Here is a 15,758-nt window from a genome sequence, read left to right as displayed (position 1 = left end):
TCTTTTTCGCCTGCACGGCCCTTCATCAACAATGCGCCTTCTTCTTCTGTCAATACACCTTTTGCAACCAATGCATTAACAATGTCATCCGTCGAGTCTGCCATTGCATTTGCGCCAAAGCCCATCATGAGCGAGCCCGCTAAGGTTGCTGCTATTAAGCTACTTAATTTTTGGTTCATTTATTTCCCCTATATCGTTTTTAAAAATTCAGTATGTGAATTATTTGTAATGCGTTTTTTCAACAAGGGGAATTTTGTGATTATTGTGTGACAGTTTCATGACAGATAACTATTTAGTGAAAATAAGCCACAGTGATGTTGTATTTTCACCACAATAAAAAAACCGCCTGCTAAATTACGTTGGCAGGCGGCTTTATAGGATTTGGTAGGAGTGGTCAGTGACCGCTCCTACATTTATTCAACTCTCGGCGCGCATGTGCGGAAATAAAATCACATCACGAATGCTTGCACTATCGGTAATCATCATCACTAAGCGGTCGATACCGATACCGCAACCGCCTGCTGGTGGCATGCCGTATTCCAAAGCGCGAATAAAGTCCGCATCATAGAACATCGCTTCATGATCGCCCGCTTCTTTAGCTTTCATTTGTGCGTGGAAGCGTGCCGCCTGGTCCTCAGCATCATTCAACTCACTGAAGCCGTTTGCGATTTCGCGACCAGTCACAAATAATTCGAAACGCTCCGTAATTTCTGGATTTTTGTCAGATGCTCGCGCCAATGGTGAAACCTCGACTGGGTAGTCAATAATATACGTTGGCTCCCACAATTGGCTTTCAGCGGTTTCTTCAAACAAGGCTAATTGCAATGCGCCTAAACCCGCATGGTCAAATGGTTTAACGCCATGTTTCAAGATTTCAGCACGTAGATAAGCTTCATCACTCAACTGTTCTAGTGTGTATTGCGGTGCGTATTTTTGAATAGCGCCAACAATCGTTAAACGTTGGAATGGCTTGCTTAAATCTAGCTCACGGCCTTGATATTCCAGCACCGCAGTGCCACGTGCCGCAATCGCAGCAGTACGAATACAGTTTTCAGTAAAGTCCATCAACCAGTTGTAGTCGGTATATGCCGCGTAGAACTCCATCATGGTAAATTCCGGGTTATGTCGAACGCTCAAGCCTTCATTACGGAAGTTACGGTTTACTTCAAACACACGCTCAAAACCGCCGACAACAAGGCGTTTCAGATATAGCTCAGGCGCAATACGCATGTACATTTGCATATCTAAAGCATTGTGATGCGTAATGAATGGTTTAGCAGATGCGCCGCCTGGAATCGGATGCAACATCGGCGTTTCAACTTCTAAAAATTCATTTTGAACCATAAAGTTACGAATTGCAGAAACCACTTTGCTGCGTGCTACAAAAGTCGCACGTGTTTCTTCTGAAGTAATCAAATCCACATAACGTTGACGATATTTCACCTCCTGATCTTGCAAGCCGTGGAATTTTTCTGGCAATGGGCGTAAAGATTTTGTCAGCAAACGAATCTCGGTGACTTTAATTGAAAGTTCACCCGTTTTAGTTTTAAACAAGTGACCAGTTGCACCTAGAATATCGCCTAAATCCCAATGTTTGAATTGCTCATAGACCTCTTCACTAATCATGTCTTTGGCTACATACAGTTGAATACGACTACCCGCATTTGCGCCACTGCCATCTTGAATGGTCGCAAAGCTTGCTTTACCCATCACACGTTTCAGCATCATGCGCCCAGCCACTACAACATCAACAGGATTAGCCTCAAACGCTTCATTTTCAAGCGCTGAATATTTCGCAATTAAATCAGCCGCTTTATGCTGTGGCTTGAAGTCGTTAGGAAATGCTACGCCACCAGTGGCTTCGCGAATAGCTTTCAGTTTCTCACGGCGCTCGGCAATCACATGGTTTTCGTCGACTGGCAATACATCATTATTTGGATTTTGCTCGTTACTCACTCTTAAACTCCCTGCTTCAAACTGACTTGTATAAATGGGTCAAGGTCGCCATCTAGCACGCCTTGCGTATTACCAATTTCTACATTGGTACGTAAATCTTTAATGCGGCCTTGGTCTAGCACATAACTGCGGATCTGATGTCCCCAACCGATGTCAGTTTTAGCATCTTCAAGGGCTTGTTTGTCTGCATTACGCTTGTTTAGCTCTAGGTTATACAGCGCACCTTTCAGCATATTCATTGCTTCGTCGCGGTTGCGATGTTGTGAGCGGTCATTTTGACATTGCACCACGGTATTGGTTGGAATATGTGTAATACGCACGGCAGAATCGGTTTTATTAATGTGCTGCCCACCAGCACCACTAGCGCGATAAGTATCAATGCGCAAGTCAGCTGGGTTAATGTCAATTTGAATCGAATCATCCACTTCAGGGAAAATCTGCACACTGGCAAATGAGGTGTGACGTTTAGCGTTGCTATCAAACGGCGATTTACGCACTAAGCGATGCACGCCGTTTTCGGTTCTTAGCGTGCCGTAAGCATAGTCGCCAGTGACCTTAATGGAGGCACCTTTAATGCCTGCCACATCGCCATCAGACTCTTCTAGCACTTCTACTTTAAAGCCTTTGCGTTCGCAATAACGTAAGTACATACGGAGCAGCATGGCCGCCCAGTCTTGCGCTTCTGTACCACCGCTACCCGATTGGAATTCGATAAAGCAGTTATTCACATCCAACTCGCCAGAGAACATACGGCGGAATTCCATTTCAGCGACTTGTTTTTCTATGGCTTGCGAATCGGCATCCACGCTTAGTAAAGTTTCGTCGTCGTTCTCTTCACGCGCCATTTCAAATAGCTCGCGGCTATCGTTTAAGCCACTGTCGACGGATTGCAAGCTATTAACCACTAGCTCCAATGCGCGTTTTTCTTTACCTAGTTCTTGGCTTTTTTTGTTGTCATCCCAAACTTTTGGGTCTTCCAACAAGCCATTGACTTCTTCTAGGCGTTGAGACTTAGTCTCAAAGTCAAAGATACCCCCTAAGAGAGTGATTGCGCTCGGCTAAATCGGCAAGGCGATTTGCGATGATATTGAGTTGTTCTGCTTCCATGTTAACTTCAAGAAATTCTAAAAATGAACATTATACAGCAAAGACTTACAAGGATTGATGTTGCCTGAGCTTGTCGAAGGAAGCGTTAATTTTAAGCTTTAACGACTTCACCATCTTCTTTTACAAAAGTTCCAATATTGGCGGTTTCCAAAATATCCAGCACCAGTTCAGATGGTCTGCATAATCTCACGCCCTTAGTCGTCACGACAATAGGGCGATTTATCAGAATCGGATGCTCTAACATCACATCAATCAAGGCTTCATCCGGCAGATCAGGATTGTCTAAACCTAATTCCGCATATGGCGTGCCTTTTTCGCGTAGCACTGCACGCACATCGCCACCCATTGCTGCTATTAAGCCAGCTAAACGCTCGCGGCTTGGTGGATTTTTTAAATACTCAATCACTTCAGGCTCTTCTCCGCTAGCGCGTATCATCGCCAAAGCATTTCTAGACGTTCCGCAAGCTGGGTTGTGATAAATAGTCACTGTCATTTTATTCACCTAAAAAATTAATCTGCTTCGTACCAGTTGCGGCTTCTATTTACAATCGCAACCACTGATAGCATCACTGGCACTTCAATCAGCACACCCACCACCGTTGCCAACGCGGCACCAGAATTAAAACCAAACAATGCAATTGCAGTAGCCACCGCCAACTCAAAGAAGTTAGATGCCCCTATTAAGGCCGATGGACCAGCCACGCAATGCGCAACTTTTAATTTCTTGTTCAACCAATACGCAAGCATCGAATTGAAATAGGTTTGAATAATAATCGGCACTGCCAGTAGGCCGATTATTATCGGTTGATTTAAAATTTGCTGACCTTGAAAGCCGAACAGTAAAACCAGTGTTGCCAATAGTGCCGTAAGCGATATAGGGTGTAAACGCTTAAGCACATCATCCAATACTTGTGCACGCTTAGAAAGTAAATATTGACGCAATAGTTGACTAAAAACTACTGGCACCACAATAAACAGCAATACCGATAAAAATAAAGTATTCCACGGCACCATGATGCTGGATAAACCGAGCAAAAGCGCCACAATGGGCGCAAAGGCAAATAGCATAATGGCATCATTTAGAGCAACTTGTGAAAGCGTAAATTTCGCATCACCGCCGCATAAATTACTCCACACAAACACCATGGCAGTACAAGGCGCGGCGGCAAGTAAAACCAAACCAGCAACGTAACTATCAAGCTGTTCTACAGGCAATAAATCGGAATATAAATGACGAATAAACAACCACGCCAGCAAGGCCATCGACAAGGGTTTGACCAGCCAGTTAATAAATAAGGTTACGCCAATGCCTTTACCATGGGCCAAGACTTCTTTCATGGCAGTAAAATCGACTTTGAGCAGCATGGGGATAATCATCAGCCAGATCAGAAGTGCGACAGGCAGGTTCACTTCAGCTAATTTTAAACCACCAATCGTTTGAAAAAAATTGGGAAGGATTTTACCAAGTAAAATACCAACGACAATACAACCAAGCACCCACCACGTGAGATTTTTTTCAAATGGCCCTATTTTTGGTTTTATATTCGATTTAACTATTGAGTCCTGTTGTTGGACTGGCTTATTCATTTTGAACTTTCCAATGACGCTTGAATGTAGCCCGAAATTATATCGTAATAAATTATATCGTAATAAATTTATACTTTTATGACATTAACGCTCGCAGATTTAAACGCGGGCGGTTAAAATGTACTAATAACAAAATTGAAACAAAACTGTAATAAACACGGGAGAGAGAAAAATATGGCGAATGCTACTTTTGGTCGATTAATGGCAGCAATTACACCGCGTAACGACAATTACTTTGTACTATTCAACAATCTTGCCGATTGTGCAGTTAAAGGCTCTAAAGTACTGGCATTGATGACTACTGTTAGAGATGCTGAGAGATTTGACCTACACTTTTCAGAACTCAGAAGAATCGAATCTGAAGCTGACGAATATACAAAAGAAATTCTGCTCTCTTTACATAAAACTTTTATTACCCCGTTTGATCGTCGCGAAATTCGAGAGTTGGCCATGGCCTTAGACGACATTATTGACTACATGGAAGATATTCCACAAAGTGCCAAGATATATGGCCATACCAGCTTTACACCTGAAATGGTAGCCTTGAGCCAAATATTGTTGCGCGCGTCTGAAAAAGTACGAGATGCAGTCAACATGCTATCGGATATGAAAGATGCCGGTCGCATTCTTCGTACTTGTGAAGAGATCAGCGCGATTGAAGGTGAAGCAGACCACGTGATGCGCGCTGGCATGCAACGCTTGTTCGCAGAAGAAGCTGACGCTCGCACATTGATTCGCTCAAAAGAACTATATGACTTGTTTGAAGAGGCTGTTGATAGCTGTGAAGATGTTGCCGATGTAATACACGGTGTCGTGCTAGAGCGTATTTAAGGGGCAAATTATGGATCACGCGATTCTCATCATGGCGTTGCTCGTGATGGTTGCCCTCATATTTGACTTTATGAACGGCTTCCATGATGCAGCAAACTCCATTGCACTCATGGTTTCAACGCGCTTGCTTACACCACAGGCAGCTGTGGCATGGGCAGCTTTCTTTAACCTCATCGCTTTTCTGTTTTTTGGATTACATGTAGCTGATACGGTAGGTAAAGGCATCATTGATCCCAACATCGTCAATAATGCCGTGATTTTTGGCGCACTCAGCGGTGCGATTGCATGGAACGTTATCACCTGGTGGTTTGGCATTCCATCCTCTTCATCGCACGCACTTATCGGCGGCTTGCTCGGCGCAGGGGTTGCACATGCTGGGACCAAAGGCATCATCATTGGAAGCAAACTAATCACTACGGGTATTGCAATTGTCTTATCACCTCTCTTTGGGATGTTTCTTGCACTATCCTTATCTGTCATTGTGCTATGGGCATTTGAAAAATCTTCACCTTATAAAACTGAAAGTCGATTTAACAAATTGCAATTCATATCGTCGTCTTTATTTAGCTTAGGACATGGCGCAAACGATGCACAAAAAACCATGGGAATCATCACCGTACTATTGTTTGCTAATGGCTATTTAGAAGGTGATTTCAATGTGCCATTCTGGGTTGTAATTTCATGCCAGATTGCGATGGGCTTAGGTACGTTGATGGGTGGCTGGCGTATTGTGCGCACGATGGGTATGGGCATTACCAAAGTTCGTCCAACTGGTGCGTTCTGTGCACAAACATCTGGTTCCATCGCCTTGTTTTTAGCAACTTCTCTTGGTATCCCAGTTTCTACAACACACACTATTACAGGCGCAATCGTAGGAGTCGGCGTAGCACGTCGCGCTTCCGCTGTTCGCTGGGGCTTGGCTTCACGCATTGTATGGGCTTGGATTTTAACCATTCCTTGCTCTGGATTAGTTGCCGCCATCTCTTACCACTTTGGTAAAACCTTTCTCTAATTAGCAACTTACTATTAAAAACCATTAAGGGTCTCTGCGGAGACCTTTTTTTATTTCGGAAAGTCATTTTTTTGTCATTTTTCTGTCATATTTGGTCACTAAAATTCATATCAGTTTAAAAAGCTATTTAACTCAATATAGTTTAATTTTGATGGAGATTTCATGAACACAATGCTAACCAAATCATTACGTATCGCAACTTTAGTTGCGGCTACATTTTCTACATCCCACGTACTTGCTGCCGATAAAATCATCAAAACTGATGGTTCAAGCACCGTTTACCCAATTACTGAAGCCGTGGCAGAAGAGTTTCAAAAAGTGCAAAAAGTAAAAGTCACTGTTGGTGAATCTGGTACTGGTGGTGGCTTTAAAAAATTCTGCCGTGGTGAAACCGATATTTCAAATGCTTCACGTCCTATTTCGCAAAAAGAAATAGATGCTTGTAAAGAAGCTGGCATTCAATTCATTGAGTTGCCAATAGCTTTTGACGCTTTAACCGTAGTAGTTAACTCCAAAAATGACTGGGTTAAGAGTTTAAGCGTAGATGATTTAAAAAAAATGTGGCAACCAGGTTCTGCTGTAAAAAACTGGAAACAAGTCAATGCTGCTTACCCTGATAAAGCCTTGGCTTTATATGGTCCAGGTACCGCCTCTGGTACATTTGATTACTTTACTGAAGCTATTAACGGTAAATCAAAAGCGAGCCGTACTGACTACACTCCTTCAGAAGACGATAACGTTTTAGTGCAAGGTGTTAGCAGCAATACAGGTGGTTTAGCTTACTTTGGTTATGCTTATTACGAAGAAAATAAAGATAAATTAAGAGCGATTCCTATCGTTGCTAAAGCAGGTGCGCCAGCTGTACTGCCTTCACCAGAGTCTGTAAAAGATGGTAGTTATCAGCCACTAGCTCGCCCAATCTTTATCTACGTGAATGCAACAGCAGCAGCATTCAAACCCGAAGTCAAAGCCTTTGTAAATTTCTACTTGGATAATGCACCAAAATTAGTTGCTGAAGTGAAATATGTACCATTACCAGCTGAAGATTACGCCGCAGTAAAAGAGCATTTCAAAACATTAAAACCAGGTACTGGTTTTGGTGGTAAAAATGAAGTGGGAATTAAAGTAAAAGATTTAATCAACAGAATTAAGTAACTAAATCTTAATTGCAAAAAAGGGGCGGTAAACCGCTCCTTTTTTATTAAGTACTTCTATCAAACCACTTAATATCGTTACAATCATAAAAGTCTTTATATGAACATTGCTACCACCATGCGCCACAATTCTTCAGCAGAAACTATTAGCCCTCGACTTGCCAAAAACGTGCGTAGAAATATTAAAGAGCGCATCATTGAGCTTATCTTAATGCTAGCGGCACTCTCTGCTGTCTTCACTACCTTTGCGATTGTCGCGATTCTTTTATACGAATCTTTCGGCTTCTTCAAAACAGTTTCATTGCTAGAATTTTTTACTGGCAGAGAGTGGACGCCGCTATTTGAAGATGCACATTACGGCATTTTGCCACTGGTAGCAGGCACACTGACTACATCTGCCGTTGCACTTGCTTTGGCAGTGCCTGTAGGTACGATTGGTGCAATTTATCTTTCTGAATTTGCTTCACATAAAACCCGTGAAATTACTAAACCGATTTTAGAATTATTAGTTGGTGTACCCACAATAGCATTTGGTTACTTCGCACTGCTTTTTGTTACACCGCTTTTGCAAAAAATATATCCAGATTTACCTGGCTTCAATATGTTAAGTGCTGGCTTGGTAATGGGCGTGATGATTATTCCATATATTGCATCCGTGGCGGAAGATGCAATGCGCGCTGTGCCAATGAGTATGCGTGAAGGATCTTACGCAATGGGTGCAACTCGTTTTCAAACAGCTCTCCGCGTGGTAACGCCTGCAGCAACATCGGGCATTGTAGCTGCTTATATTTTAGCAATTTCTCGCGCTGTAGGTGAGACTATGGTTGTAGCAGTAGCTGCTGGCCAGCAACCAAATTTAACATTTGACCCAACTGAAGGTGCTGCTACTATCACCGCTTATATTGTGCAAGTGGCAATGGGTGATTTACCGCATGCCAGCATTGGCTATCAAAGCATTTTTGCAGCTGGCTTAGTGCTATTTGGCCTGACCTTAGGTTTTAACATTATTGGTCATGTGGTACGTAAGAAATATAGGGAGCAATACTAATGTCACTTTCACCAACACCAGCCAAAGCGTCCGTACTTGAAAATCTAGATGCAGTGCGGGAGATGATTCGTCGCCATAAGCGCAATGATATTCTATTCGCCGCAATTGGCTTAATTGCACTCATGCTGGGCTTGCTTACCTTACTAACATTATTTATTGATTTAGTAATGGATGGTTATCCTCGCTTCAACTTGCAGTTTTTTAGTGACTTTCCTTCTCGCCGCGCTGGCAGTGCTGGTTTACTCTCGGCATGGGTAGGCTCAGCATTAGTCATGCTTGTTACTTTTTTAACAGCCGTTCCCATGGGAGTTGCTGCGGGTTTGTATCTTGAAGAATACGCACCGAAGAACTGGTTTTCAGACCTTATTGAAATTAACGTATCCAACCTTGCTGGGGTGCCATCCATCATATACGGCTTGCTTGCGTTAGGCTTGTTTGTTTACGGCTTAGATTTAGGGCAAAGTATTTTAACTGCTGGTTTAACACTGGGCTTATTAATATTACCAATTGTCATCGTTTCAACTCGTGAAGCAATTCGTGGCATTCCAGTGGCCATTCGTGAAGCCGCTTATGCAGTGGGTGCAACCAAATGGCAAGTAGTGAGTGACCACGTGGTTAAGTACTCTCAAGGCGGTATCTTAACAGGCGTAATTATTGGTATGTCACGTGCAATTGGTGAAACAGCTCCTATTATTACGATAGGCGCGCTTACATTTATTGCATTCTTACCGCCGTCACCTATTACAGACGTTGCTCCATTCCTAAATTTTGAATGGCTAAGCTCAAGTTTTACCGTACTACCGATTCAAATGTTCAACTGGCTATCACGTCCTGACCACGCCTTTCATATCAACGCGGCAGCCACAGGTGCGATTATTATTTTGGTCACGCTTTTGATGAACGGCACGGCTATTTACTTGCGTTATAAAATTCGCAAAAACATTAAATGGTAAAAATTAAGAATTCAAAGCAATTTAAAGAATATATTGACTAGGAAAAATATGGTTACAAATACCCAAACACCGCTAAAAGCTGAATCAAATAACCTCAACTTTTATTATGCAAACGGCCACCAAGCACTTAAAAGCGTGAGTATGCCGTTGTATGAAAATAAAATCACTGCGTTAATTGGCCCCTCTGGCTGTGGTAAATCAACATTTTTGCGTTGTTTTAACCGTATGCATGACTTGTATCCTGGCAATAAGTACGAAGGTCAAATAGTCATGCATCCAGATAACACCAATATCTTAGCCAGCGGTGTTGACCCGATTGAAGTGCGTATGCGGATTAGCATGGTGTTTCAAAAACCAAACCCATTTCCAAAAACTATTTTTGAAAATGTCGCTTATGGTTTACGTGTGCGTGACGAAAAAAACAAACGCGTTGTTGCTGATAAAGTTGAAGAAGCACTAAAGGGTGCGGCACTATGGAATGAAGTAAAAGACCGCTTGAATGACTTAGCATTTAACTTATCTGGTGGTCAGCAACAACGTTTGTGTATTGCACGTGCGTTGGCGACTGACCCAGAAATTATGTTATTTGACGAACCAACCTCTGCGCTAGACCCAATCGCAACTGCAAATATTGAAGAGTTAATGAGCGAACTACGTAGCAAAATTACAATTCTTGTAGTCACACATAACATGCAACAGGCCGCCCGTGTATCTGATTACACCGCCTATATGTACTTAGGTGAGATGATGGAATATGGTGATACTGACAAAATATTTACCCGCCCAACACGTAAAGAAACTGAAGACTACATTACAGGTAAGTTTGGTTAAATAGGCACATCAAGCCAATTTTAATTAGTAGGCTACTTATATTTTATTTACACCCTGTAAGAATTTTAAAGGATTTAATGATGCAATCTGAACATATTTTTAAACAATACGATGCTGAATTAGAAGCTGTGCGAGCCAAAGTGCTTGAAATGGGTAGCCTTGTTGAGCAGCAAATTGTCGACGCACTTGAATCACTGGTTTCTTCCAACCCGAAGCTCGCTGAAGCGGTAATCAAAAAGGATCAGCTCGTGAATGCCTTGGAAATACAAGTAGATGAAGATTGCAGCCACATTATTGCACGTCGTCAGCCAGCCGCAGGGGATTTACGCATGATTTTGATGATGATTAAAACAATCACTGATTTAGAACGTATTGGTGATGAAGCTGCAAAAATTGCGCGCTTTACATTAAAAACTGTTGAAACTGATCGCATGTGGACACCACGTTTTGCCGAAATCAAAACCATGGCGAATTTGGCACGTGAGATGTTACATATGTCACTCGATGCCTTTGCGCGCTCAGACGCCACCAAGGTATTGCCGATTGCACAAATGGACGAGCAGGTAGATGATCAATATCAAATGACGATTCGTCAGTTAATCACGTTTATGCTGGAAGATCCGCGCACCATTTCCATGTCGCTAGAAGTATTGTTCGTGTCTAAAGCTATTGAGCGCATCGGCGACCATGCGAAAAATATCTCTGAATATGTAGTTTATATGGTGAAAGGTAAAGATGTGCGCCATATCAGTATGGAAGAAATGGAGCAGGAAGCTTCCAGACCTTAATCAAATTCATTATGCTTAATCAATTAAAGGTCAGCTTTGCTGGCCTTTAATTTACGCGCAGTAGTATTTTGCGCAGCTATCAGTGAATTACTTGATTATTGATAATTTCTGTTCGAAGCTGAGAGTATTCGATGACAGAGGGTTCTCTACCCATTAACTTGGTATAAAATTTAATCATTTGCTCTGCCTGAAGTTTAGCAGTCCATTTCTCTAACACATAAGCTTTTGCCTGTAATCCAAGTTCAAATCGGTGCTCAGGATTCAACAATAGTTGATGTACTCTTTCAGAAAACCTCTCAGTATTATCTGCCGCAATTAGTGCACCTTTACCTTCAATTAAGATAGAAGCTGTACCTAACTCTGCAATTGCAACCACTGGAGTGCCTTGTGCCATGGCCTCCAATATCACCAGCCCCTGTGTTTCACTCTTGGATGAAAATACAAAAATATCTGCAGATTGATAACATGCATTTAACTCAATATTACGATCTAAATAACCGATAAATTGAACATTATTTTGTATATCAAGAGTGTTAGCTAGTTGATGTAAACTAGCCTCAGCGGGGCCCTCACCTGTAACAACCAATAGAATATCTGGGCATTTTTCTCTTAATAGCTTAGTCATGTGCAATAAAAAATCAATATTCTTCTCATAAGCAACACGACCAACATATAACAACATGGGACAGTCTAGAGCAATACCGTATTTCAATCTAAATGCCTGACCATCGGCCTCTTTGAAACTGTTCTCTTGTAACCCAGTAGGAATGACCTCTGCTTTTACTTTTACACCGTAAGCACGCAAAACATCCAGCATCGGCTTAGAGGGGGCCACAATCGCATCCACAGCATTACACTGGCGTTTGGATATTAATCTAGCGAGGTTACGCGCAAATAATTTTGGCATCCAAGGTAAGTAATGATGTAAATAATCTTCAAAAAATGTATGGTAAGTTTCTATACAAGGCACAGAAAGTTTTTTGGCTAATTTTAATCCTAAATAATGCGCTACAAACGGCGTATGTACATGGATAATGTCATACCCTTCTTGCGCTAGACTTGGCAATAACTTCATTGCCTCACCATACTTCATGAGCTTGTCTTCAGGGTCAAAATATATGCTTCGCGCTGAGATCCGCTTAATCCAGGCTTCATCTTGCGTGGCTACTGCATAATCTGGTGCAAGCATATGAACCTCATGGCCTAAATATTGCAATTGTTCCACGAAAGTTCGTATAGAGGTTGATACACCGTTGATGCGGGGGAAATAAACGTCCGAAATAAATAGAATTTTCATAGTGGTTTTTATTATGCAATTCAGATAATCAAATAAATAAATTTGTATAAACAATAACGTTGGAATATGACGCTTTAATGAACAATTTCAATGAATTTTGTCGCTAAAAAATAATGTAGCTGTAATTTTCTGTTCATATACCCATGGCAAATTACACAGAATGTTTTATTCCAAATATCTAAAAAGATGTCATTGGTGGCTGCCATTTTTATGCTACTCACTAGATGCCAACGCGTGGGGACTGGTAACACATGTTTATTTCTCACATTCATTACTTTGGGCAATGCCATTGCTAGACTCTCGCTTACGAAATGTTATCCAGAAATTTCCTGAATTGGTGATGGCAGGCGCTTGTATTCCAGACCTGGCAATTGTGAGTCATCATTTTAGTCATACTCACGGTTGGGAACATGCGCACAAACTATTAATGGCAGCAGAAACCGATGTTGAAACTGCTATTGCCATAGGATATATGAGCCATTTATATATAGACGTGATTGCGCATAATCATTTTGTACCAGCGCACGAAGCAATGTGGCACAAGAACCAAGTGCTCACGCATATCGCCTCAGAATGGGCAATGGATGCGCACTTAGCACCTTTAATAAAAGTTTCTCCGCGTTACTTAATTAATAAACACAAGTTAGCAATAGTTAAATTCATCTCAGCGCAATTTGATTGCCCTGAACCCATGACCTGCTCAGCTTTAACACGATTGGCATTTTGGGATGGAGTATTGCGATTTGTACGATTGCCAGAGTTGATTTATAAAGTTGTGCGATTATTAGACAATAATGCATTAAATAAATTTATTTATTACATAGCAAAAACACAAATTGCTATAGCTAATATTGGCGAGGTATTAAGCGGAGGAGTTCCTGAACTAGAACCTGAACTTAAGAATTTAAGTGTCGAGCAATTGGACGTATGGCGTGAAGAATGCTTAATGCATTTAAAAATGCTGCACCCGTCACCGATTCAATATTTTACAAAAAGCGCATGATAGACTAACTAAACAAAATTTCGAATACCACTAAAAGAATGTAAATGACAGTCCTGCAATCAACCCACCTATCAAAGCACCCGCAATCACATCGCTAGGATAATGCAAGCCCAATACTACTCGTGATAATGCCACCATTGCCATAAAAGGCACTACCACAAACGCCAGTAAGGGATAATAGTCAATCGCCACTAAACCAAATACCACAGCGTGCAAAGTATGGCCCGATGGAAAACTAAATTTATCTAAAGGCGTGCCAGCCAACCAAATATCCTGATGTACTTCATAAGGTCTCGGGCGCAGTGTTTTTCCTTTTAACCATTTGTAAATAATTGTTCCCACTAGGCCTGCGAGCGCCATATGAGCTACCGCCTGGTATCCTTCGGCCCCATTCAGGACTAAAATACCAATCATCAACACATACCAAAATAAGCCATCTCCTAATCGACTTATCAATCTAAAGCTGTTGCGTATCAATCTGTACTGACTTGTATGATTTACTGCAACACACAAGAAACTATCAAACTGATGCATACGATTGATATAAAAACGCATATCGAATGACATTTGAACCTCCTACTCAATCTACACTTGTTGTGTATGAGGGCTAGAATGTCATTGAATTATTAAAGATTCGTGAATGCAATGTGAAGGTTTATTGAAACCTTTGGAATGTAAAAAAACACAACCTATCTATCTTGTTGCTTGCGTGACCACTTCGGCGATCTGTTCTGCAAGTTTTTGCACTAAAGTCGCATTTTCGCCTTCCACCATCACGCGAATTTTAGGCTCAGTGCCAGAGGCTCTTAATAACACGCGCCCACTGCTTGCTAGCTCGGCTTCCGCTGACTTTACTGCCGCCTGAATTTCCGCATGATGCCCTAAATCGATTTTTTTTGTCGTTTTAACGTTAATTAACACTTGTGGGTATAACACCAAACTCTCACCTAGTTGCACCAAGGTTTTACCGCTGAGTTTGAGTGATTGCAATACTTGTAAAGCCGCAATAATTGCATCGCCACTGGTGTGTTTATCTAGCGTAAGAATATGCCCAGAGTTTTCACCACCGAGTTTCCAATGTCTTTCATTGAGCAATTCCAGCACATACCGATCACCTACTTTGGCACGCGCAAAGGGAATCTGATGTTTTTTTAAAGCATGTTCTAAAGCCAGATTGGTCATCAAGGTACCCGCAACGCCACCCTGTAATTTGCCTTTGCCGTATAAACCCATGGCAATAATATAGAGCAATTGGTCGCCATCGAGCAGTTTGCCTTGCGCATCGACCATCATCACACGGTCACCGTCGCCATCAAAAGCAATGCCTAAATCTGCTTGATGCTCCACTACTGCCTTCTGCAAGGCCTGTGGATGCGTTGAGCCAACTTGCTCATTTATGTTCAAACCATCGGGCTTGTTGCCAATAGCGATAACTTCAGCGCCTAATTCATGAAATACGTCAGGCGCTACATGGTAGGTAGCACCATGCGCACAGTCGAGCACAATTTTTAAGCCCCGCAAATCCATATTGCTGGGAAATGTACTTTTGCAAAACTCAACATAACGGCCCGCGGCATCGTCAATGCGGCGAGCTTTGCCGAGCCTGGCAGATTCCATCACTTTCATCGGTTTGTCTAATTCCGCCTCAATCGCGTGCTCGATGTCATCGGGTAGTTTGGCACCATCTCCAGAAAAAAACTTAATACCGTTGTCATAATAAGGATTATGTGAGGCTGAAATCACGATGCCCGCCTGCGCACGCAAAGCACGGGTAAGGTAAGCCACGGCAGGCGTTGGCATGGGGCCTGTCAGCAACACGTCAACACCTGCAGCAGACAATCCAGCCTCTAAAGCCGCCTCTAACATATAGCCTGAAATGCGCGTGTCTTTGCCGATTAACACCGCAGGATGAGCACCTTTTGCGAGGTTGCTGCTGACAGAGGTGAGCACTTTACCTGCCGCATAACCTAAGCGCATGACGAAATCAGGCGTAATGGTTGACTCTCCAACACGGCCACGGATGCCATCTGTACCGAAATATTTTTTTGTCATTATTTTTGCCTGTTTAATTACTGAATTTATTCGCTAGCTATTGTATCGCAGCCACAACTTTTAACGCATCTACCGTGGCTTTAACGTCATGTACACGTAGTATTTTTGCGCCTTTCATGGCGGAGATAACGGATGCAGC

15 protein-coding genes and 2 pseudogenes are annotated in these 15,758 nt (G+C 42.2%); 8 read left to right on the top strand and 9 right to left on the bottom strand.

Annotated elements, in window-relative coordinates; all coding sequences use genetic code 11:
• From HOO90_RS11115 to arsB, 5 genes and pseudogenes are all read right to left on the bottom strand, one after another.
• Positions 1 to 179, bottom strand: a pseudogene (locus tag HOO90_RS11115) (porin); the annotation flags it as partial.
• Between the two features lie 238 nt (positions 180 to 417).
• Positions 418 to 1,956 carry a lysine--tRNA ligase gene (lysS, locus tag HOO90_RS11110; RefSeq protein ID WP_292843048.1) on the bottom strand — a complete coding sequence of 513 codons (1,539 nt, stop codon included), beginning with the start codon at positions 1,954 to 1,956 and terminating at the stop codon, positions 418 to 420.
• Between the two features lie 2 nt (positions 1,957 to 1,958).
• A protein-coding gene (prfB, locus tag HOO90_RS11105; RefSeq protein ID WP_292843046.1) for a peptide chain release factor 2 occupies positions 1,959 to 3,063 on the bottom strand; the annotation gives its coding sequence in 2 pieces (ribosomal slippage) (positions 1,959 to 2,981 and positions 2,983 to 3,063; 1,104 coding nt in all).
• Positions 3,064 to 3,154: 91 nt separating this feature from the next.
• Positions 3,155 to 3,556, bottom strand: coding sequence for an arsenate reductase (glutaredoxin) (gene arsC, locus HOO90_RS11100; protein WP_292843044.1), 402 nt, complete (start codon positions 3,554 to 3,556; stop codon positions 3,155 to 3,157).
• Positions 3,557 to 3,573: 17 nt separating this feature from the next.
• On the bottom strand, positions 3,574 to 4,650 hold the full coding sequence (gene arsB / locus HOO90_RS11095) for an ACR3 family arsenite efflux transporter (protein ID WP_292843042.1): 1,077 nt from the start codon (positions 4,648 to 4,650) through the stop codon (positions 3,574 to 3,576).
• A 174-nt stretch (positions 4,651 to 4,824) separates the two neighbouring features.
• Between arsB and HOO90_RS11090 the strand changes: the two genes are divergently transcribed.
• The 7 genes from HOO90_RS11090 to phoU all read left to right on the top strand — a co-directional run bounded on the left by HOO90_RS11090 (position 4,825) and on the right by phoU (position 11,267).
• Complete coding sequence (locus HOO90_RS11090; protein WP_292843040.1) at positions 4,825 to 5,481, top strand: DUF47 family protein; 657 nt, start codon at positions 4,825 to 4,827, stop codon at positions 5,479 to 5,481.
• A 10-nt stretch (positions 5,482 to 5,491) separates the two neighbouring features.
• Positions 5,492 to 6,493, top strand: a complete 1,002-nt coding sequence (locus HOO90_RS11085) for an inorganic phosphate transporter (RefSeq protein ID WP_292843038.1) — start codon at positions 5,492 to 5,494, stop codon at positions 6,491 to 6,493.
• Between the two features lie 162 nt (positions 6,494 to 6,655).
• Complete coding sequence (locus HOO90_RS11080; RefSeq protein WP_292843036.1) at positions 6,656 to 7,648, top strand: PstS family phosphate ABC transporter substrate-binding protein; 993 nt, start codon at positions 6,656 to 6,658, stop codon at positions 7,646 to 7,648.
• A 99-nt stretch (positions 7,649 to 7,747) separates the two neighbouring features.
• Entirely contained in the window at positions 7,748 to 8,695 is a 948-nt protein-coding gene (gene pstC / locus HOO90_RS11075; RefSeq protein ID WP_292843034.1) for a phosphate ABC transporter permease subunit PstC, read from the top strand.
• Positions 8,695 to 9,648 carry a phosphate ABC transporter permease PstA gene (gene pstA, locus HOO90_RS11070; RefSeq protein ID WP_292843032.1) on the top strand — a complete coding sequence of 318 codons (954 nt, stop codon included), beginning with the start codon at positions 8,695 to 8,697 and terminating at the stop codon, positions 9,646 to 9,648. The genes pstC and pstA overlap by 1 nt, the downstream gene beginning before the upstream one ends.
• A gap of 48 nt (positions 9,649 to 9,696) precedes the next feature.
• On the top strand, positions 9,697 to 10,479 hold the full coding sequence (pstB, locus tag HOO90_RS11065; protein ID WP_292843030.1) for a phosphate ABC transporter ATP-binding protein PstB: 783 nt from the start codon (positions 9,697 to 9,699) through the stop codon (positions 10,477 to 10,479).
• Between the two features lie 80 nt (positions 10,480 to 10,559).
• Complete coding sequence (gene phoU, locus HOO90_RS11060) at positions 10,560 to 11,267, top strand: phosphate signaling complex protein PhoU (RefSeq protein WP_292843029.1); 708 nt, start codon at positions 10,560 to 10,562, stop codon at positions 11,265 to 11,267.
• A gap of 79 nt (positions 11,268 to 11,346) precedes the next feature.
• Here the strand turns inward: phoU and HOO90_RS11055 are convergent, their stop codons facing one another.
• Positions 11,347 to 12,564 (bottom strand): glycosyltransferase, encoded by a 1,218-nt coding sequence (locus HOO90_RS11055; protein ID WP_292843027.1) that lies wholly within the window; start codon positions 12,562 to 12,564, stop codon positions 11,347 to 11,349.
• 160 nt (positions 12,565 to 12,724) lie between these two features.
• Here HOO90_RS11055 and HOO90_RS11050 point away from each other — a divergent pair, with 160 nt between their 5' ends.
• Positions 12,725 to 13,567 (top strand): zinc dependent phospholipase C family protein, encoded by an 843-nt coding sequence (locus tag HOO90_RS11050; protein WP_292843026.1) that lies wholly within the window; start codon positions 12,725 to 12,727, stop codon positions 13,565 to 13,567.
• A 30-nt stretch (positions 13,568 to 13,597) separates the two neighbouring features.
• Here HOO90_RS11050 and HOO90_RS11045 read toward each other — a convergent pair whose 3' ends face one another.
• The 3 genes and pseudogenes from HOO90_RS11045 to HOO90_RS11035 form a co-directional block, all read right to left on the bottom strand.
• Complete coding sequence (locus HOO90_RS11045) at positions 13,598 to 14,134, bottom strand: phosphatase PAP2 family protein (protein ID WP_292843024.1); 537 nt, start codon at positions 14,132 to 14,134, stop codon at positions 13,598 to 13,600.
• A gap of 126 nt (positions 14,135 to 14,260) precedes the next feature.
• Positions 14,261 to 15,619: a phosphoglucosamine mutase gene (gene glmM, locus HOO90_RS11040; RefSeq protein WP_292843022.1), complete on the bottom strand. Its 1,359-nt coding sequence runs from the start codon at positions 15,617 to 15,619 to the stop codon at positions 14,261 to 14,263.
• 37 nt (positions 15,620 to 15,656) lie between these two features.
• Positions 15,657 to 15,758 (bottom strand): annotated as a pseudogene (locus HOO90_RS11035) (dihydropteroate synthase); the annotation flags it as partial.

This window comes from Methylotenera sp., assembly GCF_013141425.1.
Classification (GTDB): domain Bacteria; phylum Pseudomonadota; class Gammaproteobacteria; order Burkholderiales; family Methylophilaceae; genus Methylotenera.
Note: the sequence above shows the minus strand (reverse complement) of the source record. Positions and strands in the feature narration are given on the sequence as shown.

Bases quoted from the DNA above. Each gene is read 5' to 3' on its own strand.
- arsC (WP_292843044.1), bottom strand. From the start codon at position 3,556: ATGACAGTGACTATTTATCACAACCCAGCTTGCGGAACGTCTAGAAAT.
- arsB (WP_292843042.1), bottom strand. From the start codon at position 4,650: ATGAATAAGCCAGTCCAACAACAGGACTCAATAGTTAAATCGAATATA.
- HOO90_RS11090 (WP_292843040.1), top strand. From the start codon at position 4,825: ATGGCGAATGCTACTTTTGGTCGATTAATGGCAGCAATTACACCGCGT.
- HOO90_RS11085 (WP_292843038.1), top strand. From the start codon at position 5,492: ATGGATCACGCGATTCTCATCATGGCGTTGCTCGTGATGGTTGCCCTC.
- HOO90_RS11080 (WP_292843036.1), top strand. From the start codon at position 6,656: ATGAACACAATGCTAACCAAATCATTACGTATCGCAACTTTAGTTGCG.
- pstC (WP_292843034.1), top strand. From the start codon at position 7,748: ATGAACATTGCTACCACCATGCGCCACAATTCTTCAGCAGAAACTATT.
- pstA (WP_292843032.1), top strand. From the start codon at position 8,695: ATGTCACTTTCACCAACACCAGCCAAAGCGTCCGTACTTGAAAATCTA.
- pstB (WP_292843030.1), top strand. From the start codon at position 9,697: ATGGTTACAAATACCCAAACACCGCTAAAAGCTGAATCAAATAACCTC.
- phoU (WP_292843029.1), top strand. From the start codon at position 10,560: ATGCAATCTGAACATATTTTTAAACAATACGATGCTGAATTAGAAGCT.
- HOO90_RS11055 (WP_292843027.1), bottom strand. From the start codon at position 12,564: ATGAAAATTCTATTTATTTCGGACGTTTATTTCCCCCGCATCAACGGT.
- HOO90_RS11050 (WP_292843026.1), top strand. From the start codon at position 12,725: ATGTTTTATTCCAAATATCTAAAAAGATGTCATTGGTGGCTGCCATTT.
- HOO90_RS11045 (WP_292843024.1), bottom strand. From the start codon at position 14,134: ATGTCATTCGATATGCGTTTTTATATCAATCGTATGCATCAGTTTGAT.
- glmM (WP_292843022.1), bottom strand. From the start codon at position 15,619: ATGACAAAAAAATATTTCGGTACAGATGGCATCCGTGGCCGTGTTGGA.